The sequence below is a fragment of the Stenotrophomonas sp. STEN225 genome (assembly GCF_056756445.1).
This window is the reverse complement of record NZ_JBRRBV010000010.1, coordinates 48,903-73,091: the sequence shown is the minus strand read 5'-3', so window position 1 is coordinate 73,091 and position 24,189 is coordinate 48,903. Positions and strand designations below refer to the sequence as shown.

Genomic DNA, 24,189 nt, shown 5'->3' with positions numbered 1-24,189 from the left:
GTGGCCCCGAATTAGGTGACCAACGTCGCACTGTCAGATATCTGACGTTCATTTACGACAAAGTGTCACTGGATCGGCCTTAGGCTCGGCCGCGCATTCCCAATCACAAGGAGTCGTCGATGCGATTGCTGTCCCCGCTCGCCACCGCCTGCGTGCTGGCCCTGGCCACCGCGCCGGCCCAGGCCGAGGTCTTCATCAACGAACTGCATTACGACGACAGCACCGCAGCCGGTGACGTCGGCGAGGCGATCGAGGTCGTGGCCACCGCCGGCGAGGATCTGTCCGGCTATCGGCTGTATCTCTACAACGGCAGCACGCCGTCGGCCGCTTCGGTGTACGCCAACACGGCCGTCCCTGCCGGCAGCGCCGCCGGGTGCGGCAGCGCCACCCTGGCCGTGGTCAGCTATCCGACCAACGGCATCCAGAACGGTCCCAACGACGGCATCGCGCTGGTCGACGCCAGCGGCAAGGTGGTCCAGTTCCTCAGCTATGAGGGCACGATCACTGCCTCCGGCGGTCCTGCCGCAGGCATGACCAGCCAGAACATTCCGGTGGCCGAGACCAACAGCACGGCCCCTGGCACCTCACTGCAGCTGACGGGCAGCGGCAGCCAGTACGCCCACTTCACCTGGGCCGAATCGGCGACGCAGACCTTCGGCAGCTGCAACAACGGCCAGACCTTCAGCGGTGGGGGTACGCCCGGTCCCAATACGCCGCCATCGGTGTCCACCACCACCCCCGCCCAGGGCAGCAGCACGTTCCCGGCCGCGGCCGATCTGGAAGTGGTGTTCAGCGAGACGGTGAACCTGGCCAGCGGCGCCTTCGCGCTGAGCTGCGGCGCCTCCGGCAGCGTACCGCTGACCCACCCGGCCAGCGGCAGGAGCGTGAAGCTGTCCACCAACACCGCGCTGGTGGCCGGTGAGGCCTGCCGCTTCGACATCCGCGCCGCGCGCATCACCGACCTGCAGGGCGCGCATCCGGCTGCCGACAGCCGCATCGCCTTCACCGTGGCCAGCGCCACGGGCAACCCCGATCCGGGCAATCCCGGCGTACCGGCGGGCTACTACTCCAGGGTCAACACCTCCAGCCCGAGCCAGCTGCGCTGCTCGCTGCACGCGACCATCAAGGGCCACACCGCCTATCCGTACAGCGGGTCGGGCACCAGCACCTGGACCATCCTGGAGATCGCCGACGAGGATCCGAACAATCCCAACCGCATCCTCGATGCCTATCGCAACCGCAGCTACGCCAAGGTCAGCGATCGCGCTGGCACGGGCAGCGGCCTGACCTACAACCGCGAGCACACCTGGCCGAACTCGCTGGGCTTTGCCAGCACCACCGGCGACAAGGGCCTGCCCTACGCGCCCTACACCGACACCCACATGCTGTACCTGACCGATGCGCAGTGGAATGCCGACCGCGGCAACAAGCCGTTCGGCAAGTGCGATGCCAACTGTGGCGAGCGCGCCACCGAGGCCAACAACGGCCATGGCGGCGGCAGCGGCGGCTACCCGGGCAATTCCAACTGGGTGCGCACGCCGGACGGCAACACCGGCACCTTCGAGGTGTGGGGCCATCGCAAGGGCGACATGGCGCGCGCGGTGATGTACATGGCGATCCGCTACGAGGGCGGCAAGGATGCAGCCACAGGCCAGTCCGAGCCGGACCTGGAGCTGACCGACGACCGCAGCCGGATCGTCAGGACCAGCAGTTCGCCGGCCTACATGGGCCTGCTCTCGACCCTGATCGACTGGCATCTGTCCGATCCGCCGGACGACGCCGAGCGCGCGCGCAACGACGTGATCTACAGCTTCCAGGGCAACCGCAACCCGTTCATCGACCACCCCGAGTGGGCGACGCCGGCGTTGTTCACCTCGGCCAAGCCGGCGACCTGCCAGCTGGCCAACTGACCGCGCAACGCAGCGGTCCATCGCCGCCGCCGGACCTTGATCCGGCGGCGGCCCTATACTCGACGGTCATGCCGACCGTCGATCCCGTCCTGCTGCTGTTGACCACCTGCCCGGACCGGGCCAGTGCCGAGCGCATCGCGCATGCGCTGGTCGGCGAGCGCCTGGCCGCCTGCGTGACGCGCCTGGAAGGGGCGCAGTCGACCTACCGCTGGCAGGGCGAGGTCACTACCGATGCCGAGCTGCAGCTGCTGGTGAAGACTACGGCCAGCCGCGTGGAGGCAGCGATGGCACGGATCGTCGAACTGCATCCGTATGAACTCCCCGAGTGCATCGCGGTCGAAGCCCGGGCCGGACTGCCGGCCTATCTGGATTGGATCCGGGCGCAGACCCGGGAGGACACCGCTTGATGAATCTGTTTGCCCGTGCCGCCGCGCTGTGCGCCCTGCTCTCGCTGGCCCTGCCTGCATTCGCCCTGGACGAGAAAGATCTGCTGCCGGTGGACCAGGCGTTCGCGCTGACCGCCAGTGCGCCGGAGCGGAACCAGATCCAGCTGCAGTTCAAGATCGCGCCGGGGTACTACCTCTATCGCCACCGCACCAGCGTCAAGGCCGACCCGGCCTTCAATGCCGGTGCGCTGCAGATGCCCAGCGGCACCAAGCACCACGACGATTTCTTCGGCGAGGTCGAGACCTACCGCGAACGCCTGCAGGTTTCGCTGCCGGGCGCCCCGACGGATGCGGCCGGCACCCTCAGCCTGGAAGTGCGCTACCAGGGCTGCGCCGATGCCGGTGTCTGCTACCCGCCGCAGAAGCGCGTGGTCCAGGTGACACTGCCCGGTGGTGGCGGTGGCGCCGCAGCCGCCCTGCCAACCGCGCGGGTCACCGGCGTGAGCGCGTTCAACACTCCGCTTGCCGGGGCCGGCAGCGGTGGTGGCCTGCGCCTGCCCGGCAGCAGCAACAGCCAGGCGCTTCCGCTGCCCTCCGAACAGGCCTTCGGCTTCGACGCGATCGCCAGCGATGGCAACACCCTGCTGCTGCGCTTCAGTCCCGCGCCGGGCTACTACCTGTATCGCGATCGCACTTCACTGAAGCTGGAAGGCAGTGCCGGTGTGCTGGCAGATACGCCGCGCTGGCCCGCCGCGCAGTCGCATCGCGACGAGCACTTCGGCGATGTGTCGGTGTACTTCAACCAGGTCGAAGTGCCGCTGCCGCTACGCCGCACGGTGACCGACGCGGTGGACAGCACACTGGTGGTGACCTTCCAGGGTTGCCAGACCGATGGCATCTGCTACCCGCCGATGACCCGCCGGGTGAAGCTGTCGATCCCCGCGGGAAAGATCAGCGCCCACGCCGGCCAGCCTGCGCCACGCAGCGAAATGATCCGACCGCTGCCGGCGGGCAGCGCCGCACCGCGCGAGGCGGCCAACGGCACCCCGTTGCGCCTGCTGCCGACCGTGCCGAACAGCGAACCGGCGCGTGCCGATGTGGCCGGCGCGCAGGCAGGGTTCGCCGCCGATGCGCGGGGCGACAACGCGCTGCGTACCCGCCCGCCGGCCACGACCCCGGATCCGGACCGTTCGTTCCTGTGGGTGCTGCTGCTGGCACTGGCCGGTGGCCTCGTACTGAACCTGATGCCCTGCGTGCTGCCGATCCTGTCGCTGAAAGTGCTGGGCCTGGCACAGAGCGGTGAGAGCGCCGAGCGCGCCCGCAGCCACGCCATGTGGTACACGCTGGGCGTACTGGTCGCCTTCGCGGTGATCGGCGCGCTGATGGTCGGCCTGCGCATGCTTGGCAATGCGGTGGGCATCGGTTTCCAGCTGCAGCACCCAGGCGTGGTCGCGGCACTGGCCTACATCATGTTTGCGGTTGGCCTGAGCCTGTCCGGCGTGTTCACCCTCGGCGGTGGCCTGGGCAACCTCGGCCAGTCACTCGCCCGTCGCAGCGGTCCGGCCGGCGATTTCTTCACCGGTGCGCTGGCCTGCGTGGTCGGCAGCGCGTGCGTCGGTCCGTTCATGGGAGGCGCGGTCGCCTATGCCTTCGTTGCCACGCCCGTACAGGCGATGGCCGTGTTCCTGTTCCTGGGCCTGGGCCTGGCCCTGCCGTTCCTGCTGATCGGCTTCGTGCCGGCGCTCGCGCGGCGCCTGCCCAAGCCCGGCCCGTGGATGGAAACGCTCAAGCACGTGCTGGCGTTCCCGATGTATGCCACCGCACTGTGGCTGCTGTGGGTGCTGGGCAAGCAGCGTGGCGTGGACGGCATGGCGCTGGCGCTGGGCGGACTGCTGCTGCTGGCCCTGGGCCTGTGGTTGTTCGAGCGCAGCCGCTGGCGCAGCCAGCGCGCCGCCGGCCTGCTGGGCGTGCTGCTGGCAATCGCCGCGCTGGTACCGGTGTGGGGCGTGACCCAGCTGAAGCCACCGGCACGTGCGGCACAGGCCACCAGCGAGAACGTCGTGGAGTATTCGCCGCAGCTGCTCGACCGCCTGCGTGCCGACAACCGCGTGGTGTTCGTCAACATGACCGCCGACTGGTGCGTGAGCTGCAAGGCGAACGAGCGCGCCGTGCTGTCGCGACCGGAGTTCAGGGAGCTGCTCAGGCGCACCAACGCGGTGTACATGCGCGGCGACTACACCAACGTGGACCCGCAGATCACCGCTTTCCTCGATGAGCACAAGGCCGTGGGCGTTCCGCTTTACGTGGTGTACGGCCCCGGCGCACCGCCGACGGTGCTGCCGACCCTGCTTACCCAGGCCGTGGTCGAAGAAGCGCTGCTGCGCACCGCACGATGAGGTGGCAACGGCCAGCGCTGCTGTGGACCGCGGTGCTGGCTGCCGGCCTGGGCCTGTGGGCCGGCCATCGGCTGACGCCGGTGCCGGCGGCGGACGCTGGCGATCCAGACGTGCAGCCACCTGCAGCACCGCTGCCCGTGCTGCAGGCAGGCGATGCCCTGCCCGCACTGGTGCTGCCGGACCTGCAGGGACAGCCGCTCGATCTGCGCCAGCGTTTTGCCGGCCGGCCGCTGCTCATCAATGTCTGGGCCAGCTGGTGCGGGCCCTGCGTCGAGGAAATGCCGGAACTGTCGCGCTTCGCGCAGGCGCAGCAACCTGACGGCGTGCAGGTGCTGGGGCTGGCGCTGGATACACCCGAAGATGTGCAGCGCTTCCTGCAGCGGGTGCCGGTGGACTACCCGATCGTGCTGGAGACGCCCGGTCCGCGCGATGCCAGCGTGCAGCTGGGCAATGCCCAGGGGCTGCTGCCTTACAGCGTGCTGGTGGATGCACAGGGCCGCATCGTGAAGCAGAAGCTGGGGCCGTTTGCCGCCGGCGAAGTGCAGACGTGGGTCCGGTTGTAAGCCTGGCCGCGGCCGGCATCCACGCGTCCTGATCCCGGTCAGACCAGTGAGCGCGCCCAGAGCTGGGACACCTGTGGCTGGCCGAACAGCTGCTCGTGCTGCTCGGTCATCAGTTCGAAGCCGGCCCGTTCGTACAGGCCGCGGGCGTCGATGAGCGCGGCATTGGTCCACAGCACCATGCGCTTGTAGCCCACCGCGCGCGCGAAGCTCATCGCCTCGTCCACCAGTCGCTGCCCGATGCCCCGCCTGCGCGCGCTGGCATCGACATGCAGCAGCCGCAGCTTGGCATTGTGCGCGTCGTGCCGGACCACGAACACCGACCCCACCGGGGTGCCGTCCAGTTCAGCGATCCAGCAGCGCTCGGTCTGCGGGTCGTGTTCGCGCAGGTAGCGGGTGACGATGTCGGCCACCAGCGCTTCAAACTCCGCGTTCCATCCGAATTCGCGTGCATACAGCGCGCCGTGCTTCTGGATCACCCAGCCCATGTCGCCGGGGCGGGGATCGCGCAGCACGCAATCCGACGATGCACCTCCCAGCAGTGCCTGGATGTGCGCCATCGCCTCAAGAAGGCGCTGGCATCCTGCTTCGCTGATATCTCCCAGCATGGCAGCGACGCTTTCGCTGGACGCTGCATCCAGCTGTGCGAAGGCGGCGCGGCCCGCCTCGGTCAACACCAGCCGGTTCGCGCGCGCATCCATCACCGACGGTTCGCGTTGAACCAGACCGCGCGCCTGCAGCCCGCTCAGCAGCCGGCTGAGGTAGCCCGCGTTGAGGTCCAGCCGATGGCCCAGCTGCGCAGCCGTGATGCCCTGGCCCGCCGCCAGTTCGAACAGCACCCGCGCCTCGGTGAGGGTGAAGTCGCTGTGCAGCAAACGCTCCTCGAGCACCGCGATCCTGCGGGTGTAGAAGCGGTTGAAGGCGCGGACCTGTGCGACGGGATCGGAAGTGAGCGCAGACACGGGGACGTTCCTGATGGTTGCCTTGGGCACATAGTACATGCCTTGAGCAACCATATAAGGCTGTTTTTGCGATCCATTCCGCGTCTTGGCGCCTTAAAACGAAAGATTCGTTGCAGTACGGTTTACGTTCTGTTAATTCTGCGTTTAGCGACCAGGGCCCTGGCTGCAAGGAGAACCAACAGGATGAACGACTGACCGACAAACCACTCAAATCGACTGCAGGGTGCATGCATGAAACACGGAATTCGCAGAAGTGTTCAGGCTCCAGACGCAATCACGCCATTGGCATCCGCAGTAATGGTGGCCCTCGCCACCGCGCTGCTGTCCACCAGCCCCGTTGCTCGGGCGCAGGACAGCGGCACATCGACGACGCCCGACGCGGCCACCACCCTGGATACCGTTTCGGTACTGGGCAGCCGCACCAAACCGCGCACGGTGTCCTCGTCGGCGGTGCCGATCGACATCATCAGCGGTGAAGAGTTCCGCAACCAGGGCGCGACCGACGCCCTCGACCAGCTCAAAGTGCTCGTGCCTTCCTTCAACGTCAGCACGATTCCCATCGACGATGCGGCCAGCCTGGTGCGTCCGGCCAACCTGCGTGGCCTGCCGCCGGACAACACCCTGCTGCTGGTCAACGGCAAGCGTTTCCACCGCTCGGCGGTGATCACGTTCCTCGGCCACGGACTGTCCGACGGCGCACAGGGACCGGACCTGTCCGTGTTCCCCTCGCTGGCGCTGGAACAGGTGGACGTGCTGCGCGACGGCGCAGCGGCACAATACGGCTCGGACGCCATTGCCGGCGTGCTCAACTTCAGCCTGAAGAAGCTGCGCGAAGGCGGCACCGCCGAGGTGTTCGCCGGCCAGTACTACGAGGGCGACGGGCTCACCACCCAGTACTCGGCGCAGATCGGCCTGCCGCTCGCCGAGCACGGCTTCGCCACCCTTACGGCCGAATGGCGCAACGCCGACGACACCTCGCGCAGTGTGCAGCGCGACGATGCCGCCGCGGTCGCAGCGGCAGGCTACCCCGGGGTGAAAGATCCTGCGCAGATCTGGGGATCGCCGAAGGTGGACGACGACCTCAAGCTGGTCGCCAACCTCGGTTACGACACCGAGAACGTGGAGTTCTACCTGTTCGGCAATTACGCCAAGCGTGAAGTGGATGGCGGGTTCTACTACCGCGACCCCACCGCACGTTCGGGCGTCTACTCCAACGATGGCGGCCAGACATTGCTGGTGGGCAACCTGACCGGCGTGGGCGCCTGCCCCACCATCGCCCTGCGCGATGGCGCCGGCAACCTGCTGCCGTACGGCACCGTGAGCGGCGCGGTGGCTGCCCTGCCCGCCAACTGCTTTACCTTCCTGTCCAGCCTGCCCGGCGGCTTCACCCCACGCTTCGGCGGCAAACTGGAAGACGCCTCGGTGTTCGCCGGCGCCAAAGGCACCTGGGGTGAGTGGTACTGGGACGTGAGCGGCTCCTGGGGGCGCAACGACATCGAGTTCACCATCTACAACACCGTCAACGCCTCGCTCGGTCCCGACCAGCCGGCCGGGCTGTTCTTCCGCCCGGGTGGCAATACCCAGACCGAAAAGAACCTCAACGTGGACGTCAGCCGGGACATCCCGGTCAGCTTCAGCAGCCAGCCGCTGCGCCTGGCGATGGGTGCCGAATGGCGCGAGGAGAGCTTCAGGATCAGCCCCGGTGACGGCCCATCCACGGCCATCGGGCCGCTGACCGAGCAGGGCTTCGCGCTGGGCTCCAACGGGTTCAACGGATTCAGCACGCGCACCGCCGGCACCTTTGATCGTCGCAACTGGGCCGCCTACGCCGACCTGGAAGCACAGCTCACCGAGCGGCTGCTGCTGGCCGGTGCGCTGCGCTACGAGGACTACGATTCGTTCGGCAGCACCACCACCGGCAAGCTCACCGCGCGCTTCGACTTCAACGAGCACTTCGCTCTGCGCGGCGCTTACAACACTGGCTTCCGTGCGCCGACTCCCGGCCAGGCCAACATCAGCCAGATCAGCACCGTGTTCGGCGGTACCGCACTGGAAGACATCGCCACCCTGCCGCCGACCAATCCGATTGCCCAGCTCAAGGGCGCGCAGCCGCTTACTCCGGAAGAGTCCAGGAATGTGTCATTGGGTGCGGTGTGGACCGAAGGTGACTGGCTGGTCACCCTGGACGGCTATCAGATCAAGGTGGAAGACCGCATTGCCCTGAGCACCAGCTTTGCAGTCACTCCGGAGGAGCGTGCGGCGCTGGTGGCCGGCGGCAATGCGGAAGCCGCGTCCATCTCGCAGGTAACCTACTTCGGCAACGCCTTCGATACCACCACCACCGGCGTGGACCTGGTGACCAGCTTCAAGAGCAACCACTTCGGCGGGGTCACCACCTACTCGCTGGCGGCCAACTGGAACCGCACGAAGGTGGACCGCTACGACACCGACTTCATCGACGAAGCGCGCGTGTACAAGCTGGAGAAATCGCTGCCCAGGACCAAAGGCTACTTCAGCATCAATCACCAGCGGCAGATCTTCCACGCCAATCTCCGGTTTAACTATTACAGCAGCTGGTACGAGGATCACCTGGACAGCGGCGTGATCTCCGCCGAGGACGGCGGCCTGCCGATCTACGGGGGCAGCGCGTTGATCGTGGATGCGGAAGTGGGCTGGAAGTTCGATTCGGGCCTGTACGTCAGCGTGGGCGCGCAGAACCTGTTCGACCGTGTGCCGGCCAGCAACCCCTGGGGGGGCGTGGCCGGTGCGCAGTATCCGGTGCATTCGCCCTACGGATTCAACGGCGGTTTCTATTACACGCGGGTGGGCTGGAAGTTCTGACGCAGGTGCAAGTGCGCGCAACGGTGGCCATGGAAGGCCCCGTCGCTGGCGCCCCCCCACCGGCTTGACCGCAGGCAGGGCGCCCCCGAGAATTACGCGACTAATTCTCATTTGCTGTTGCGCAGGATGCGGGCGGCAGCCCTCCTGGCTTTCATCCCCCGATGTTCAAGAACGTCCTGTTCCAACTGCACTGGCTGCTGGGCATCACGGCCGGCACCGTTCTGGCCATCATGGGCCTGAGCGGCGCAGCCCTGTCTTTTGAAGATGAACTGCTGCGCGCCGCCAACCCCGGCTTCGCCGCCATCGCCGAACATCACGCCGAAGGCCAGCAGCCGCTGCCCCTGAGCGAGCTGGTGCCGATGCTGCAGGCCGACAGCAAACGGCCGTTGCAGCGGCTGCGCGTGGATGCCAGCGGCCAGCGCCCATCGGTGGCCCGTTTCGCCGGCGGCAAAGCGCACTGGGTGTACTTCGACCCATACAGCGGCGAGCGCTTCAGCGCCCTGCGCGGGCAGGCCTTCTTCGACTTCGTCGAAGACCTGCACCGCCACCTCGCCGCGGGCGAGCGCGGAAAATGGATCACCGGCAGCTGCGCGATCGCCCTGCTGTTCTTCACGCTGTCCGGGCTCTACCTGCGCTGGCCCCGCCGCTGGTGGCACTGGCGAAGCTGGCTGGCCGTGGAATGGAAGCGCAGCGGCCGCGGCTTCCTGTGGAGCCTGCATTCGGTGGCCGGCACCTGGGTGCTGCTGATCTACCTGATGAGTGCCCTGACCGGCCTGTGGTGGTCGTTCGACTGGTATCGCAGCGCGGCCAATGCCCTGCTCGGCGTGGCGCCACCGGCCAAGCAGGTGATCGATGCCGGCGCCGTGCTCGACCTGCGCCGCGTGGAAACGACGCTGTACGCGCAGGCCGGGGTGCGCACCGGTTACATCGACCTGCGGCTGCCCGAGAAGCCCGGCCAGGCACTGAATGTGCGGACCATGGCGGGCGATCCAGCATTGCGCGGCGGCCATCATGACCGCGCGCACGATCTGCTGCAGCTCGACCCTGCCAGCGGTGCGATTCTGGACGCGCGTCCCTACGCGCGCCAGGGCGCTGGCGGTCAGCTGGCTACCAGCGTGTTCGCGCTGCACTCGGGCAGCTACTTCGGGATTCCCGGGCGCATCATCGTGATGCTCAGCAGCCTGGGCATGAGCCTGTTCTTCATCACCGGCTGGCTGCTCTATCTCGACCGTCGCCGCAGCCAGCGCGCCGCACGTGCGCTGCGCCAGCCGCTGCCGGCGGCCGCAGCCAACGGCGCCGCATGGCTGATGGTGCATGCCAGCCAGAGCGGCCTGGCCGAGCAGCTGGCATGGCGCGCGGCAGCGCAGCTGCAGGCCAGCGGACAGGCGGTGCAGGTATTGCCGCTGGCAAGGACCGACGCGCACCGCCTTCAGGCGGCGAGCCACGCGCTGTTCGTGCTCAGTACCTTTGGTGACGGCGAACCGCCGGATTCGGCACGACGTGCCTCGCGCCAGCTGCTGGGCCGATCCCTGGACCTGGCCACACTGCAGTTCGGCATGCTCGCGCTGGGCGACCGCCAGTACCCGCACTACTGCGCCTTCGGCCGCCAGTTCGATGCGTGGCTGCTGGGCAACGGTGCCCGCGCGATGTTCGACCGCATCGACGTGGACGCTGCATCGGTCGCGGCATTGCGCCAGTGGCAGCAGCAGCTCGGCCTGTTGACCGGCATTGCTGCCGACGACAGCGTGCTGCCGGCGGCCACCCGCATGCACGACTGGCAGCTGCTGGATCGCCAGCAGCTGAACCCGGGCAGCGTCGGTGGTCCGATCTGGCGGATCCGGCTGGCCGCGCCGGATGACGTGCAGTGGCAGGCCGGCGACATCCTGCACATCGCGCCGCGGCACAGCGCCGCGCATGCCCGTGCGGTACTGCTGGCGCATGGACTGGACCCGCTGCAACCGCTGCTGATCGAAGGCGGCACGCAGACCCTGCAGTGCCTGGCCAGCGAACGCGAACTGCCGGACGTGGCCAGTGCGCTGCAGGTGCAGGATGCCGGACGCTGGCTGAAGGCCCTGCCCGTACTGCCGGGCCGCGAATATTCGATCGCTTCCTGCCCGGCCGATCGCGTGGTGGAACTGGTCGTGCGCCTGGTGCACGACGACACCGGGCGCCCGGGGCTGGGGTCGGGCTGGCTGTCGCTGCATGCGCCGGCAGGCGCGCACATCGCCGCGCGCGTGCACCGCAACCCCGGCTTCCATCGCGTGCCGGGCGCACCCATGGTGCTGATCGGCAACGGCACCGGCATCGCCGGCCTGCGCGGCCTGCTACGCGAGGCGGCACACGCAGGCGAGCACGGCCACTGGCTGCTGTTCGGCGAGCGCCAGCGCGCGCATGACTTCCTGTTCGCCGATGAGGTGAGCGCATGGCAGGCGCAGGGCCATCTGGCCCGGGTCGACCTGGCGTTCTCGCGCGACGCAGCAGGCGGTTACGTGCAGGACCGCCTGCGGGCGGCCTGCGATGAACTGCGGGAATGGATGCAGCGTGGCGCCGTGATCCATGTCTGCGGCTCGCTGCAGGGCATGGCCGAGGGCGTGGATCAGGTACTGCGGGGCGCGCTCGGTGACGAGGTGGTGGAAACGCTGCTCGAGAGCGGCCGCTACCGGCGCGACGTGTATTGAGCCGCGCCGCCGGGCTGGACCCGGCGGCGGACGTGATCACGCCGCCGCGCGGGCCTGACCGTCCGGCTGCAGGCGGAACGCGGACACGGCTTCGGCCAGCGCGCGCACCTGCGCCTGCATCTGCGCGGTCGACGAGCCGGCTTCTTCCACCAGGCTGGCGTTGCGCTGGGTACTGGCCTCCATCTGCACGATGGCGTGGTTCACCTGGGCGATGCCCGCGTGCTGATCCTGCGAGGCGCTGCGGATGCCGGCGAGAAGGTCCGCCAGCTGCTGCACGCTGCCGACGATCTCGTCCATGGTGGTGCCCGCCTGCGCGGCCTGCACGCTGCCCTGGCCGACGCGTGCCACGGAATCCTCGATCAGCGCCTTGATCTGCCTGGCTGCCTCGGCACTGCGCTGCGCGAGCAGACGCACTTCCGCCGCGACCACCGCGAAACTGCGGCCCTGCTCTCCAGCACGCGCGGCCTCCACGGCGGCGTTGAGCGCAAGGATGTTGGTCTGGAACGCGATGCCGTCGATCAACTGGGTGATGTCCCCGATGCGGCGCGATGCTTCACTGATGCCCTGCATGGTCTCCACCACCTGACCGACGGCCATCCCACCCCGCTGTGCAACCGCTGCAGCCCCCTGCACCAGCGCGTCGGCACGTCCGGCGGCGTCGGCGTTGCGGCCGACGGTGTCGGTCAGCTCATGCATCGAGGCTGCGGTCTCTTCCAGATTGGCCGCCTGCTGCTCGGTACGCTGCGAGAGGTCGTGATGGCCAGCAACGATTTCACCGACACCGCTGTCCAGGCTGGCAGCGGCGCGCTGGATGCGGGTGACGATGCGGCCCAGCTGCGCGACGGTTGCATTGGCGTCGTCGCGCATACGCGCGAACACGCCCTGCAGCTGGCCTTCCATGCGTACGCTGAGATCTCCTCGGGCCAACGCCGCCAGCAGTGCCTGCAGGTCCCCCAGGTTGGTTTCAAAGGTGGACAGCAGGCGGTTGATGCTGGTGGACAACGTATGCACGAAACCGTGCTTGCCCTGCAGCGAAATGCGCCCGTGCAGGTCACCCTGCGCGGCAGCGTCGACCAGTGCCGCCACCTCGGTCTCCAGCAGCGTTTCCAGCGCACGGCTGCGCCACTCCAGCGCCACGCCCAGGAACTGGTCGTCATCGACGATGGCATTGGCGATCAACTGATAGCGCACACCGGCATGACTGATTTCCCGCTCCTGGCGGTGGCGCGCGTCGACCAGGCCGGCCAGGGCCGGATGCAGGTCCCGCGCGTCAGTGCCGACCAGCGCGTCGGCCTGCAGGCCCAGCACGTGCCGCAACGCAGGATTGGCGTAGGCCACCTGGCCTTCGGCATCGACCACCATCAGCCCGGTCTGCGCGCAGTCCAGGGCCTGGCGTACGCGCGTGTTGCCACAGGCCATCGCACGCTCGGTCTCGATGCGCGCACGCAGCCGCTGCTGCATGTCCACCAGGCGCTGTGCCAGCTGGCCGATCTCGTCGTTGGCGTTGTGCACGCGCAACGTGGTATCGAGCCGGTCATCGGCGATGTCGCTGGCGAACCGCAGGGTGTCCTGGATCGGCCTGCGCACCGCGCGCAGCACCAGCAGCAGGCTGGTGATCAGCACGCCGGCCACCAGCAGCAGGGTGAGGGCGAACAGCACGCTCATGGTGCGTGCACCGGCCTGCTGCCGCGCCTGCGCCAGGGCCAGCGCATTCACCTGTGCCTGCTGGAAGGCGGCGAGCGCGGGCGCCACGCCGGCAGCCGTCTCCATCAGCGATTGCGTCTCCACGTCAAGGCCGACGCGGGCAGCGGTATAGCCGAGCAGTGCCGACTGATAGGCGTCCATGCCGGTGCGGAGCGCCTCCTGCACGTCGGGCGGCAGCCCCGCCAGCGCCAGATCGAACGGCAGCTTCTCTTCGCTTGCACGGTCGGCATGAGTCGAATCGCCATCGAGCAGCAGCAGCGCTTCCTGGCGCCGCATCTTCTGCAGGTGCAGCGCCAGTGCCGGCCGGTCCAGGCCATCCACCCGCTGCTGCAGGGCATCGGCGGCCTGCTGCAGTTGTGCAGCCAGGCCGGCATCACCCCGCCCCATCTCATCCACACGTTCGAACAGCGCGGCCACTCCCTGCGAGAATCCCTCGGCGGCCTCGGTGAGCGCCTGCAATGCCTTGCGGCGACCGGCATCCATCGGCATCGCCCTGAGCGCCTTCAGATCGACCTGCAGTGCCTGCTGGGCCGCCTGCAGCTGGCTGCGGTCGGCATCGTCGAAACTGCGTGCATACTGGGTCTGCAGGCGACGCGCCTCCGCCACCCGCGTCGCCAGGCGTGCGGCCAGATCGCTGCCACGCTGGTAACTGGCCTGGCTGCGCGCGGCCTGGCTGCTGGCATGGCCGGTCCAGGCATGGACGGCGGCGATCGCCACCAGGCCCGCGCCGCAGACCAGCAGGGTGGCCTTGAGTTTGTTGGCCACGCTGAGCCGATGCGGCTGCAGCCAGACCAGCAGGCGTGGAAGCGCCGAGCGCATCGCGATGAGACGGGTGCGCAGGGACCGAAGGGGGACGACGGCCGACATCACAGACTCCAGGCGGAAGGACGCACCTGTATCGGCCTGACCGGCGGCAACTTTAGGCACATTGCCGAAGCCGTGGCACGCACCGTGCCGGTTGCGCTCTTTGTACCGGCCCCAGGCGACGGAGACGTGACACAGCGCCCGCGCTTGACCTCAACCCCGGTTGCGGTTGCACAGTGTGATTCTTCCAACCGGCCGCCCTCGCCATGACCCCGCTCGACGTCCCCCGTTATCTGCAGCGCCTGCAACTGGATGCTCCGCCGTCGCTGGACCTTGCCGGACTGACCCTGCTGGTGCAGCGCCACAACGCCCTGCTCCCCTTTGAAACCCTCAGCAGCCTGCTGCGCGACGCGGTACCGATCGATCTCGACAGCGTGCAGCACAAGCTGCTCGACCAGCAGCGCGGCGGCTACTGCTTTGAACTCAACGGCGGCCTGCTGGCGCTCCTGCAGACAGTGGGCTTCGACGCACAGCCGCTGAGCGCGCGCGTGCTGCTGGCAGCACAGGACGATGCCCCGACGGCGCGTACCCACCTGCTGCTGCGCGTGCACGTGGAGGGAGAGGACTGGCTGGTCGATGCCGGCTTCGGTGGCCTGACGCCGACGGTGCCACTGCGGCTGCACGAAACGGCGCCGCAAACCACGCCGCATGAGTCTTTCCAGCTGCAGCAGCTGCCGGGCGGGGACGATTTCGTGCTGTCCGCCCAGGCGGGCGACGCATGGCGGGCGCTGTACCGCTTCGACCTGCGGCCGCCAGCGCCGATCGACAACGTGGTGGCCAACTGGTACGTGTGCACGCACCCGGATTCGGGCTTCCCCGGCCAGCTGCGCGCGTCACTGGCCGGCCCGGACTGGCGGCGCACCATCGGCAGTGGCAACTACACCGAGTACCGCCCCGGGCAGGCGCCGCTCAAGCGTCCGCTGCGCGATGCCGCCGACGTGCGCGACGTCCTGCAGTCGGCATTCGGCCTGCGCGTGCCGGACGATGCGCGGCTCGACCCGGCGATCACCGATTGGCTGCAGCGCTCGCACGCCGCATCACGGTAGCACCGCGCGGTACGGTGCCCGGGTTACAACGTCACCGGCGCCTGCAGCGCAATACGGTTGCCCTCGCTGTCGCAGATCTCGGCCGCCCGCCAGTGGCCGGCATCATGCAGTTGCAGGTAGAAGGCGATGGCGCGAGCCAGGTCGCTGGCCGGAATCTCGACATGCGCGATGGGGTGCATCGTCGCAGGATGGCGCCGCCCTGACATTCCGTGCGCATCGTTGCGGGCATGCTGGCCTGCCCCCCTTCGCGGAGCGCTGCATGACCCTGGCCGATCACCGAAGTGCACTGGCGCCACTGGGCCATCTGCGCGTCGCCATCAATCTGGGCAATCCGGTCCTTGCGCAGGGCGACGCACGATCGCCGCGCGGCCCCTCGGTGGAGCTGGCCACCGCGCTGGCGCAGCGGATGGGCGTGCAGGCGCGATTCACCTGTCACGATGCGGCCGCATCGGTGGTCGCGGCGGCAGCCGACGACGCATGGGACCTGGCTTTTCTCGCCATCGATCCGGCACGTGCCGACCGCATCGCCTTCAGTGCACCGTATGTGGAGATCGAAGGAACCTACCTGGTGCGCGAGGACAGTCCCGCGCGGCAGGTGGCAGATCTGGATCGCGATGGGCTGCGTATCGCCGTTGGCCGCGGTGCCGCCTACGATCTGTTCCTGAGCCGGGAACTGCGGCACGCCACGATCGAGCGTGCCGACACGTCGGCGACGGCCATCGATCTGTTTGACGCGCGGCGCCTGGATGCCGCCGCTGGCGTGCGCCAGCCACTGCAGGCCTGGGCACTGCAGCATCCGGGACACCGCGTGCTCGCCGACCGCTTCACTGCGATCCAGCAGGCCGTGGCCGCACCTGCGGCGCGCCCCGCTGCCGCCCTGCGGGCCCTGTTCGACGAGGTCGAGGCGATCAGGGCAGGGCCCTTGCTCGAGGACGCTTTCGCACGTTCCGGACAGGCGGTCACCCTGGTGCGATGACGCAGCAGTGGCCCGCAGCACGCGACAGGTGGCTGCGTGCGCCAGGCCGGATCAGCCCTGCGTCTCCATGTGCCGCGCATGCTCGCTGGCCTGCGCATGCAACCACTCACGGAAGGCGAGGAATCCACGGTGGCGCGCCGAGCGCTGCGGATACACCAGCCAGTGCGGCCAGGCCGTTTTCAGCCGCTGCTCCGACAACGCGACCAGCTGGCCGGAATCCAGCAGCAGGCGCGCGCGCGTCAGCCGGCCCAGGGCCACACCGACACCATCGAGCGCTGCACGGTGATGCGCTTCCGAATCGTCGAGCACCGCCACGAACCGCGAAGGGGGGCTCTGCCCGATCAGGGCAAACCACGCGGCCCATGCGCCATCCGGATCGCCCAGCAGCGGCCACTGCGCCAGTGGAGCACGGTCGATGCCGCCCATCCGCGCGATCAGCGCCGGGCTGGCCATCGGCACCAGCCACTCATCGAACAGCCGCTCGACCACCAGCCCGGCCCATTGCCCGCCGCCTACGCGCAAGGCCGCGTCGAACTGCAGCTGCCGATCGAAATCGACAAGGCGTTCGCTGGACTGCAGGTTGATCTCGATCTGCGGGTGTGCGGCGACGAAATGACCCAGCCGTGGCACCAGCCATGCGGAGGCCATCGACGGTACGGCGCTGATCGTCAGCACATGTTCGGCGCGCGCGGCGTAGCGCTGGAACACCTCGTTGATTGCATCCAGGTGCGGCCCGACCCGATCGAGCAGGCGCTGGCCCTCCAGGGTCAGTGCGACCCCGCGCGCCTGGCGGACCAGCAGCGGCTGTCCGAGGCGCTCTTCGAGCTGCCGCATTTGATGGCTGAGCGCGCTGACGGTCAGGTTCATCGACGCCGCGGCGCGTGACAGGTTGCCCAGGCGCGCGGCAGCCACGAAACCCTGCAGGGCATGGAGGGGTGGGCGGGACATGAGGCTTGAATCCTGTTCAAGTCAAGCTTGCGGAAATGTCGCTTTTTACGTCCTCATGCTGCCCGTATCGTTCAATCCACTCAAGTGGAGCGACGATCATGAACATCTTCAGCAGTCTGTTGTTCCTGCACGGTCACATCGCAAGCGCCGAGCTGGCCCGCCAGTTGGCCACGCCGGTGGCCAGCACGACCGGGGCACCGGCAAAGCCGTACCGGACCACACACCTCGACCGTCCAGCTGCGGCAAAGGTGCCTTGCCCCACCTGCCCCGCCCCGCGCTGAGCGCGGCAGCGGCGGGCTTACCAGTGCCGGGGCGCTAATGCCCGTACCAGGCCTGCACATGGGGCGGTAGCGATGGCAGCGGGTCGATGTCCAGCGCGCGATAGCCATCGAGGGTATCGCGCAGCACCGCCGGTCCGGGGCTGCCCGGCATGCGCAGGCTTTCCTCTTCCGGCAGCTGCAGGGCGGCCCAGTCATGCAGGCGATCCAGCCGCTGGACCATGGCGGCGCGCAGCCAGGGGCGCAGCGGGAAGGTCCGATATCCGCGCCCATCCAGCGTACGCACAGCATCGGACAGGGCCTGGTTCGCGCCACGCACCCATTCGGTGCGCCCGCCGGCCTTGTCCTGCAAGGTCATCGGTGCCGGCGCGCGATGTGCTCGGAAGGGGGCACGCAGCTCCAGCTCCAGGTCACGCGCATCGCGCTCGGTTTCCGCCTCCACCAGCGCCCCGGCGCACAGATCGAAGAACTCGAACCAGCGCCGATGCAGTGCGCTGATGCGGCCGAGCGGGTCACGCGTAAAGCCGATCTTGGCGTAATCCTCCCAGGCGCAGGGAAAGACGTAGGCGAAGACACGACCATCGATGCGGATCTGCGGTTCCATCGGCGCAGGCTGCATCGCCCCGGACGCGATGGCAACCGGGCCGGACCGTGCACTGTTCTGCTCAAGGCCGCTGCAGTACGTCCTGCACTGCGGCAGCCACGTCGGTGTTGTCGATGTAGCTGCCATCATTCCACCGCACATGCTGGCGGTAACCGGCGTCGATGCCGCGCACTCGGGCGGTGAGCCGCTCGGCGCCGGCGCCCTTGGCCCACAGCGGTACCAGTGCGTTGGAGTGATTGCCGGTGGGGCGGAAGCTCATCCCCGGCATCCGCCCGCGCCCGTTGTTGCGCACCGGCTCGAACGCCACCTGCTGCGCGTCGGGGCCCATCGGCATGCTGTTGTCGTGGTCGGTGGTGACGATCAGCAGATTGCGCTGCCATCCGCCGTTGCGCTCGATCCACGCCACCACCGCCGATACCGCATCGTTGAACTCGACCGTCTCTTCGATCAGGCGGCCGTACTGCGGCTGGTCGCCGCACTGGCCGTAATGCCATTCCGTGCCGCACGCGCTGGTATGCGCGGCCCAGTCGGTGGCCCCGCCTTCCACCATCAGGAACAGGCCCTTGGACGAGCGCTGCTGCAGGAACTGCAGGGCGCCGCGGGTCATGGTCGCCAGGTCCGGCACGCTGTCGATCTTCCTCACGCCGGAGGGAGTGGTCTCATCCCTGCCCAGGACCTGCAGCTGACGCGCCTGCTGCAGGGTGCTGGCCACACGCGGTACGCCGATCAACGGGCGGTCGGCTGGCACCCTCCCCTGTGCAAGCGCAGCGAACGCTTCCCTGCTGCGGATCAACCGCCACGGTCCGGCAGGATTGCCAGCGATGAGGGTGCCTGCTTCCAGCTGCTGCCAGTCCTGCTGCGACACCCACTCCCAGGGGTTCGCGCAACCCTCTTCCTTCACTGCGCCTGCATCGTCATCGCAGGCGCGGCCATCGACGCTGTAGCCGGGGCCGCCGGTTCCCATGACCAGGTCCATGTGGCCCTGGGCCAGCATCTGGTGGGCGATGGCATGGTAGTTGTTGCGCGACGCGTTCTGCGCGGCGAACGCGGCCGGTGTCGCGTGCGAGAACGGCACCGAGGTGACCACACCGGTTGCCATGCCCAGGCGCTTGGCGCGCAGGGTGTTGAACTCGACCGCGACGCCGTCGTTGTTGACGTTGATGGCGTTGTTGTACGTCTTGATGCCCGACGACAACGCCGTGCCCGCCGCGGCGCTGTCGGTCGCCACCGCGGCCAGGTACTGATAACCGGCGAACGGAAGATCCGCTGCCGGTACCGGGGTGGCATCCCATGCTTTCGCGGCGTCGTAGCCGAGCGTCTGCGCCGAATCGTGCGTGGGCTGGCTGCTGGCGTTGAGCGGGAACGTGGCCACCGCAAGGCGCTGCGGGAAGTGCGCGTACGGGGCGCCTTCGCGGCTGCCATACTGCCAGTACGCGGCGGCATCCCAGGTTCCCCAGCCCGCGCCGTCGTTGATCATCACGATCACGTTGTGCGGGTAGCCGCCGGTCGCCACCGGCGCCTGCGCACGCGGTGCCGGCTGGCAGCCGGCGAGGGCTGCCAGCGCGGCCAGAATCGACGGGTAGAGCCAACGGCGCGGCGTGTGTGCGGTCATCGTGCATCCTGTGGGGTCGGGCAGGCGGCCCGGAATGCGCGACGTTATATCATTGCAATATTGCAGATTCACGCATCCTGGCAGCGGTATCCTGTGAACGTCTCCCCTGCCGCGCCACCATGCCGTCTCCACGTTCCCCGGTCTCGTCGATCACTCTGGATGCCGGCAGCTTCGCGGTCATCCACCAGGAGAACGCCGACCTGCAGCGTCCGCCTGCTTCACTGACCAAACTGATGACCGCGTACGCAGCCTACGAACAGGTCGCATCCGGCGCCGCCGCTTGGGAGATGCCGGTGACCGTTGCCGCCGAGGACGTGCACGCGGTTGCTGACGATGAAACGCGCATGGGCCTGGTGCCTGGCGAAACGGTCACACTGGGCCGGCTGCTGCAGGGCATGCTGGTGGTATCGGGCAACGACGCGGCCCTTGTGCTTGCCCGCCATCTGCACGGCTCGCAGGCGGCGTACCTGCAGCACATGAACGCGCTGGCGCGGCGTCTCGGCCTGGGCAGTACCTGGTTCGCGTCGGTGTCCGGCATCACCACGCCGCGGCACGTATCCAGCGCACGCGACATGGCGGTGCTGGCGGGCCGCCTGCTGGCAGATCATCCACAGGTGCTGGCCATCACCGCACAGCCGGCGTTCGCGCACGGGACGTTCAGCCGCAGCAACCAGAACGCACTGCTCGCCGATGAAGGTGTGGACGGCCTGAAGACCGGCTATACCCGCGCGGCCGGGTTCTGCCTGGCGGCTACGGCGCGCCGCCCCATCGCCGGACACGCGCAGCCGGTGCGATTGATCACCGTGGTGCTTGGCTCGGAAGACCGCGAAGCACGCGATGCGCGGGTGCGCAGGCATCTTGCCAGTGGATTCGCCGCGTTGGCCGGCGACACCGTCGCAGAAGCCTGAGCTTTGCGGGCAGTCAGGCCCGTACAACCGTGGATACGATCACCCGCTGCAGTTCGCGTTCCGCGTCGGCTTTGCCGATCGCGCCATTGGCCACCGCTTCGGACAGCGCTTCGGCAGCGCCGAGGATCGCCCAGCGCCCCTCCACCGGTACCTGGCCGTCACCGGCGAACGGGCCCAGCCAGTCCGCGCAGTTGTCGATGAACTCCTGCTGGTAGCAGTGCCGCACCTCGCGCAGCTCCGGCGCGCCGACCAGCGCTGCGAGGATGCTCTGCACGTCGCTGCCCTGGCTCAGCACGCAGTCGATGTAACCGGACGCGATGGCCGCTGCGCGCGCGGTCAGTTCTGCCGGCGCCGCGGCGATACGGTCATTGAAAATGAGCGTCTGCCGCTGGTCGTAGTCATGGTAGAGCGCCGCCAGCAGGCCGTTGCGCGTCACGAAGTGATCGTAGGCCACCGGCTTGGTCACGCCCGCCGCTTCGGCCAGGCGCCCCAGGGTCAAGGCATCGGTGCCTTCGGCGCCTACCAGCGCCCATGCGACATCCAGCAGCTGGCGGGCCCGCTGCTCGCGGGTCAGTCGGCGACGCGTGGGGGTGTCGGTGGCAGGCATCGGCGGAACACGGCTGTCAGCTCGTTGGATGTCCGATTTTACGGCCGATCTCCATCGCGGTCTGCAGATGCGCCGCGGCCGCCCCGGTGTCCGCCTCCAGCAGCAGGGTGGAGGACAGCACGCGCGCGCCGCAGTAATCGAAGATGCCCATGTCGATCTGCGTGTTCATGGCCGCGCCATAGCCACGGCGTTCAATCATCGCGGCATCGGCACCCCCGATACCGACCAGATGCACCTGCAGCCGCTGCAGCCGCTTCTCCACTTTTCCATCGGCACCCTCGGCGTAGGCCCAGCCCTGGGTGAAAACGCGATCGATCCAGCCCTTCAGCAGCGCCGGGAACGACCACCAGTAGAGCGGGTAGACCAGCACCAGCGTGTCGGTCGCATCCAGCCGTGCGTGCTCGGCCGCCACATCGGCCGGTGGCGGCGCGATGCCGCGGAACAGGGCCTGGTCCTGCCCGTTGAAGCGCGGGTCGAAGCCTTCGGCCATCAGATCGGCCATGGCGGTGGTATTGCTCTCATCGGCATCGGCGATGGCCTGCGCGATGCGAGCGGCTACCGCGTGGGTCAGCGAGGCAGGATCGGGATGGGCAACAACAATCAGGCTGTGCATGGGCAACTCCTTGGAGATTAGTTACTAATGGTAACTAGCGAACCCAGCCCGATCAGCACTGCCAGCAGGACACTGTTTCTGGCGTTCTGTATCGCCTCAAGTCAAATGCAAATGATTCGTGATACGATTGTTAAGGAGATCTGAAACCCCACACGGACGTCCCAGCCATCGCCAGTGGACCCCTCACCCGGAGTACCGCGCGATGTTGCATGCCAGTCTGAAGTCCTGTCGTTCCGTTGCCACGCTGGCCGTGGCCATCGGCCTTGCCCTCGCCTCCCAGGCCCACGCCGAGGCGTCAGCCGATGCCGCCGCCAAGCAGATGGACACCGTGGTGGTCACCGCCACCGGCGCCCAGCAATGGATCCGGGATGCCCCCGCCAGCATCAGCGTGATCACCCGCGAGGACATCGAGCGCAAGCCGGTCAGCAGCATCGGCCAGCTGCTGAGCACCGTGCCCGGCGTGACCGGCGGTTACGCGCTGTCCGGTGCGCAGTCGAAGATCCGGCTGCGCGGCCTGCCCGAGCAGTACACACTGATCCTGATCGATGGCCGCCGCCAGGGCAGCTCGGCCGGCGTGAACTATCGTGATGACCTGGGCCCGCAGGATCTGAACTGGCTGTCGCCGGACATGATCGAACGCATCGAAGTGGTGCGCGGCCCGATGTCCTCGCTGTACGGATCGGACGCGATGGGGGGTGTGATCAACATCATCACCCGCAAGATCGCCGACCACTGGGGCGGCTCGGCCACCTTCAACTACAGCAAGCCCGATTCGGACACCCGCGGCAACACCACGCAGATGGGAGCGCTGTTCAGTGGCCCGCTGACCGACAACCTGGGCGTGCGCATCGGCGCCAACGTCACTGACCGCGAATCCGACCGCGGCGCGCGGCAGACACCGGGCAACAAGGCAGAGAACGCCAACGTGCTGTTCGACTGGCGCATCAGCGACAGCCACGTCGTGGGCGTGGAGGCCTCGCGCGGAACGCAGCGCAACAGCGGGGCCGGCCAGGTCAACAGCTGGGGACTGTCCAAGCTGGTGCAGACCGGCTACGTCATCCGCCATGACGGCACCTACAGCGACGCCACCACGTCGAAGACCACGCTGGTGCAGAACGAATACGAAGACAAGGGCAGCGACGTCGGCAACCGTTCGAAGGAAACGGTGTTCGATACCGCCTTCAACACCGGCTTCCACTGGGGCGTCGAGCACAGCCTGAATGTGGGCGGGCAGTGGAAACGCGAGGAGTTGGAGAACAGCGACACCATCGGTACCGTTCCGGTCACCTGGACGGGCAGCGGCCGCATCAGCCCGACCAGCGAGGCCGACTCCTGGGCGCTGTTCGCCGAGGACCACCTCACCCTGCACGAGCGCTTCGTGCTGACCCTGGGCCTGCGCTGGGACAACACGGAAAACTACGATGACAACCTGAGCCCGCGCATCTACGGCGTCTGGCACCCGGCCGATGCATGGACCGTGCGCGGCGGCATTTCCAAGGGCTTCCGTGCCCCCAACCTGAAGCAGGGAACGGCCGGCGCTGCGACCCAGTCCGGCGGCAACGGCTGCCGTGCCCTGACCGCCGAAGGCTGGAGCAGCCGTTCGGTGAATGCCGACGGCACGCGCGGCTGCTACATGGCCGGCAACCCGAACCTGGAACCGGAGACCAGCACCAACTACGAGCTGGGCGTGGGCTTCGACCGCGAGGGCTGGTCGGCCTCGGCCACCTACTTCCTGACCAACTTCGACGACAAGATCGAACAGGTGCCGCTGAGCCAGATCCCCGGCCAGACCACCAGCTTCGTCAACGGCTACTGGTGGACGGTGGCACAGAACATCCAGAAGGCACGCACCCGCGGTGTGGAGGCCAGCGTGACCGTGCCGCTGCACGAACGCCTGAGCTGGACCACCCACGCCACGCGCATGCTGGAATCGAAGAACCGCACCACCGGCGCTACCCTGCTGGTAGTACCGGAGCTGACCGCCAACACCTCGCTGGAATGGCAGGTGACCGATGCCTGGTCGTTGAATGCCAGTGCGCAGCACATCGGCAAGCAACTGGTATCGGCCACCAGCGCGACCTTCGCCAAGGCGTACACCACCTGGGATCTGGTGACCGGCTTCGACGTGAACGAGAACCTGACCCTGCGTGCCGGCGTCCTGAACGTGGGCGACGTGTCCACCATCGACGAAGGCAACAACTACGACGGCGGCGCGCGCACCTTCTTCGTGGGCGCCACCGCACGGTTCTGATGCAGCACTGGCTCGGATCCCTTCGCGCAGCGAAGGGATCCTGCC

The 24,189-nt window shown here is 68.1% G+C and carries 19 protein-coding genes; 11 read left to right on the top strand and 8 right to left on the bottom strand.

Translation table 11 applies throughout. The annotated features are described in order from the left end of the window. The first annotated feature begins 119 nt into the window (after positions 1 to 119). From ACVOJ1_RS11755 to ACVOJ1_RS11740, 4 genes are all read left to right on the top strand, one after another. The gene (locus tag ACVOJ1_RS11755; RefSeq protein WP_065174432.1) at positions 120 to 1,910 is read left to right on the top strand and encodes an endonuclease; all 1,791 of its coding nucleotides are present in this window, start codon (positions 120 to 122) and stop codon (positions 1,908 to 1,910) included. A gap of 68 nt (positions 1,911 to 1,978) precedes the next feature. Further along, positions 1,979 to 2,317: a divalent-cation tolerance protein CutA gene (cutA, locus tag ACVOJ1_RS11750; RefSeq protein ID WP_053515713.1), complete on the top strand. Its 339-nt coding sequence runs from the start codon at positions 1,979 to 1,981 to the stop codon at positions 2,315 to 2,317. Beyond that, a complete protein-coding gene (locus ACVOJ1_RS11745) occupies positions 2,314 to 4,692 on the top strand; it encodes a protein-disulfide reductase DsbD family protein (protein WP_346480464.1) in 2,379 nt (792 codons plus the stop codon). The genes cutA and ACVOJ1_RS11745 overlap by 4 nt, the downstream gene beginning before the upstream one ends. Continuing rightward, entirely contained in the window at positions 4,689 to 5,255 is a 567-nt protein-coding gene (locus ACVOJ1_RS11740; RefSeq protein WP_322522622.1) for a TlpA family protein disulfide reductase, read from the top strand. Before ACVOJ1_RS11745 ends, ACVOJ1_RS11740 begins: the two co-directional genes overlap by 4 nt. Positions 5,256 to 5,293: 38 nt before the next feature. Here the strand turns inward: ACVOJ1_RS11740 and ACVOJ1_RS11735 are convergent, their stop codons facing one another. Then, a complete protein-coding gene (locus tag ACVOJ1_RS11735; RefSeq protein WP_065181626.1) occupies positions 5,294 to 6,214 on the bottom strand; it encodes a bifunctional helix-turn-helix transcriptional regulator/GNAT family N-acetyltransferase in 921 nt (306 codons plus the stop codon). A gap of 297 nt (positions 6,215 to 6,511) precedes the next feature. Here ACVOJ1_RS11735 and ACVOJ1_RS11730 point away from each other — a divergent pair, with 297 nt between their 5' ends. Together ACVOJ1_RS11730 and ACVOJ1_RS11725 are read left to right on the top strand one after the other, a co-directional pair. Further along, complete coding sequence (locus ACVOJ1_RS11730) at positions 6,512 to 9,055, top strand: TonB-dependent receptor plug domain-containing protein (protein WP_111186272.1); 2,544 nt, start codon at positions 6,512 to 6,514, stop codon at positions 9,053 to 9,055. A 161-nt stretch (positions 9,056 to 9,216) separates the two neighbouring features. Next, the gene (locus ACVOJ1_RS11725; RefSeq protein WP_346480463.1) at positions 9,217 to 11,733 is read left to right on the top strand and encodes a PepSY domain-containing protein; all 2,517 of its coding nucleotides are present in this window, start codon (positions 9,217 to 9,219) and stop codon (positions 11,731 to 11,733) included. Positions 11,734 to 11,769: 36 nt separating this feature from the next. Here ACVOJ1_RS11725 and ACVOJ1_RS11720 read toward each other — a convergent pair whose 3' ends face one another. After that, entirely contained in the window at positions 11,770 to 14,304 is a 2,535-nt protein-coding gene (locus ACVOJ1_RS11720; RefSeq protein ID WP_346480462.1) for a methyl-accepting chemotaxis protein, read from the bottom strand. 203 nt (positions 14,305 to 14,507) lie between these two features. Between ACVOJ1_RS11720 and ACVOJ1_RS11715 the strand changes: the two genes are divergently transcribed. After that, positions 14,508 to 15,347 carry an arylamine N-acetyltransferase family protein gene (locus tag ACVOJ1_RS11715; RefSeq protein WP_283219212.1) on the top strand — a complete coding sequence of 280 codons (840 nt, stop codon included), beginning with the start codon at positions 14,508 to 14,510 and terminating at the stop codon, positions 15,345 to 15,347. Between the two features lie 23 nt (positions 15,348 to 15,370). Here ACVOJ1_RS11715 and ACVOJ1_RS11710 read toward each other — a convergent pair whose 3' ends face one another. Then, positions 15,371 to 15,526 (bottom strand): VOC family protein, encoded by a 156-nt coding sequence (locus ACVOJ1_RS11710; protein ID WP_283219213.1) that lies wholly within the window; start codon positions 15,524 to 15,526, stop codon positions 15,371 to 15,373. 80 nt (positions 15,527 to 15,606) lie between these two features. Between ACVOJ1_RS11710 and ACVOJ1_RS11705 the strand changes: the two genes are divergently transcribed. Further along, positions 15,607 to 16,323, top strand: a complete 717-nt coding sequence (locus ACVOJ1_RS11705) for a transporter substrate-binding domain-containing protein (RefSeq protein ID WP_346480461.1) — start codon at positions 15,607 to 15,609, stop codon at positions 16,321 to 16,323. Positions 16,324 to 16,374: 51 nt separating this feature from the next. Here the strand turns inward: ACVOJ1_RS11705 and ACVOJ1_RS11700 are convergent, their stop codons facing one another. After that, positions 16,375 to 17,271, bottom strand: a complete 897-nt coding sequence (locus ACVOJ1_RS11700; RefSeq protein WP_065174425.1) for a LysR substrate-binding domain-containing protein — start codon at positions 17,269 to 17,271, stop codon at positions 16,375 to 16,377. Positions 17,272 to 17,369: 98 nt separating this feature from the next. On the opposite strand from ACVOJ1_RS11700, the gene ACVOJ1_RS11695 reads away from it, so the two are divergent. After that, a complete protein-coding gene (locus ACVOJ1_RS11695; protein ID WP_197571077.1) occupies positions 17,370 to 17,552 on the top strand; it encodes a hypothetical protein in 183 nt (60 codons plus the stop codon). Between the two features lie 34 nt (positions 17,553 to 17,586). Here the strand turns inward: ACVOJ1_RS11695 and ACVOJ1_RS11690 are convergent, their stop codons facing one another. Together ACVOJ1_RS11690 and ACVOJ1_RS11685 are read right to left on the bottom strand one after the other, a co-directional pair. Then, positions 17,587 to 18,153, bottom strand: a complete 567-nt coding sequence (locus ACVOJ1_RS11690; RefSeq protein WP_346480460.1) for a GIY-YIG nuclease family protein — start codon at positions 18,151 to 18,153, stop codon at positions 17,587 to 17,589. Positions 18,154 to 18,214: 61 nt separating this feature from the next. Beyond that, a complete protein-coding gene (locus ACVOJ1_RS11685) occupies positions 18,215 to 19,765 on the bottom strand; it encodes an alkaline phosphatase (protein ID WP_346480459.1) in 1,551 nt (516 codons plus the stop codon). 119 nt (positions 19,766 to 19,884) lie between these two features. On the opposite strand from ACVOJ1_RS11685, the gene ACVOJ1_RS11680 reads away from it, so the two are divergent. After that, positions 19,885 to 20,673 carry a D-alanyl-D-alanine carboxypeptidase family protein gene (locus ACVOJ1_RS11680; RefSeq protein WP_180875467.1) on the top strand — a complete coding sequence of 263 codons (789 nt, stop codon included), beginning with the start codon at positions 19,885 to 19,887 and terminating at the stop codon, positions 20,671 to 20,673. Between the two features lie 13 nt (positions 20,674 to 20,686). Here ACVOJ1_RS11680 and ACVOJ1_RS11675 read toward each other — a convergent pair whose 3' ends face one another. Together ACVOJ1_RS11675 and ACVOJ1_RS11670 are read right to left on the bottom strand one after the other, a co-directional pair. Continuing rightward, positions 20,687 to 21,280, bottom strand: a complete 594-nt coding sequence (locus tag ACVOJ1_RS11675) for a TetR/AcrR family transcriptional regulator (protein ID WP_312556150.1) — start codon at positions 21,278 to 21,280, stop codon at positions 20,687 to 20,689. 16 nt (positions 21,281 to 21,296) lie between these two features. Beyond that, positions 21,297 to 21,893, bottom strand: coding sequence for an NAD(P)H-dependent oxidoreductase (locus ACVOJ1_RS11670; protein WP_053515689.1), 597 nt, complete (start codon positions 21,891 to 21,893; stop codon positions 21,297 to 21,299). Positions 21,894 to 22,095: 202 nt separating this feature from the next. Here ACVOJ1_RS11670 and ACVOJ1_RS11665 point away from each other — a divergent pair, with 202 nt between their 5' ends. Further along, positions 22,096 to 24,144, top strand: coding sequence for a TonB-dependent receptor domain-containing protein (locus tag ACVOJ1_RS11665; protein WP_346480458.1), 2,049 nt, complete (start codon positions 22,096 to 22,098; stop codon positions 24,142 to 24,144). Positions 24,145 to 24,189: the final 45 nt, after the last annotated feature.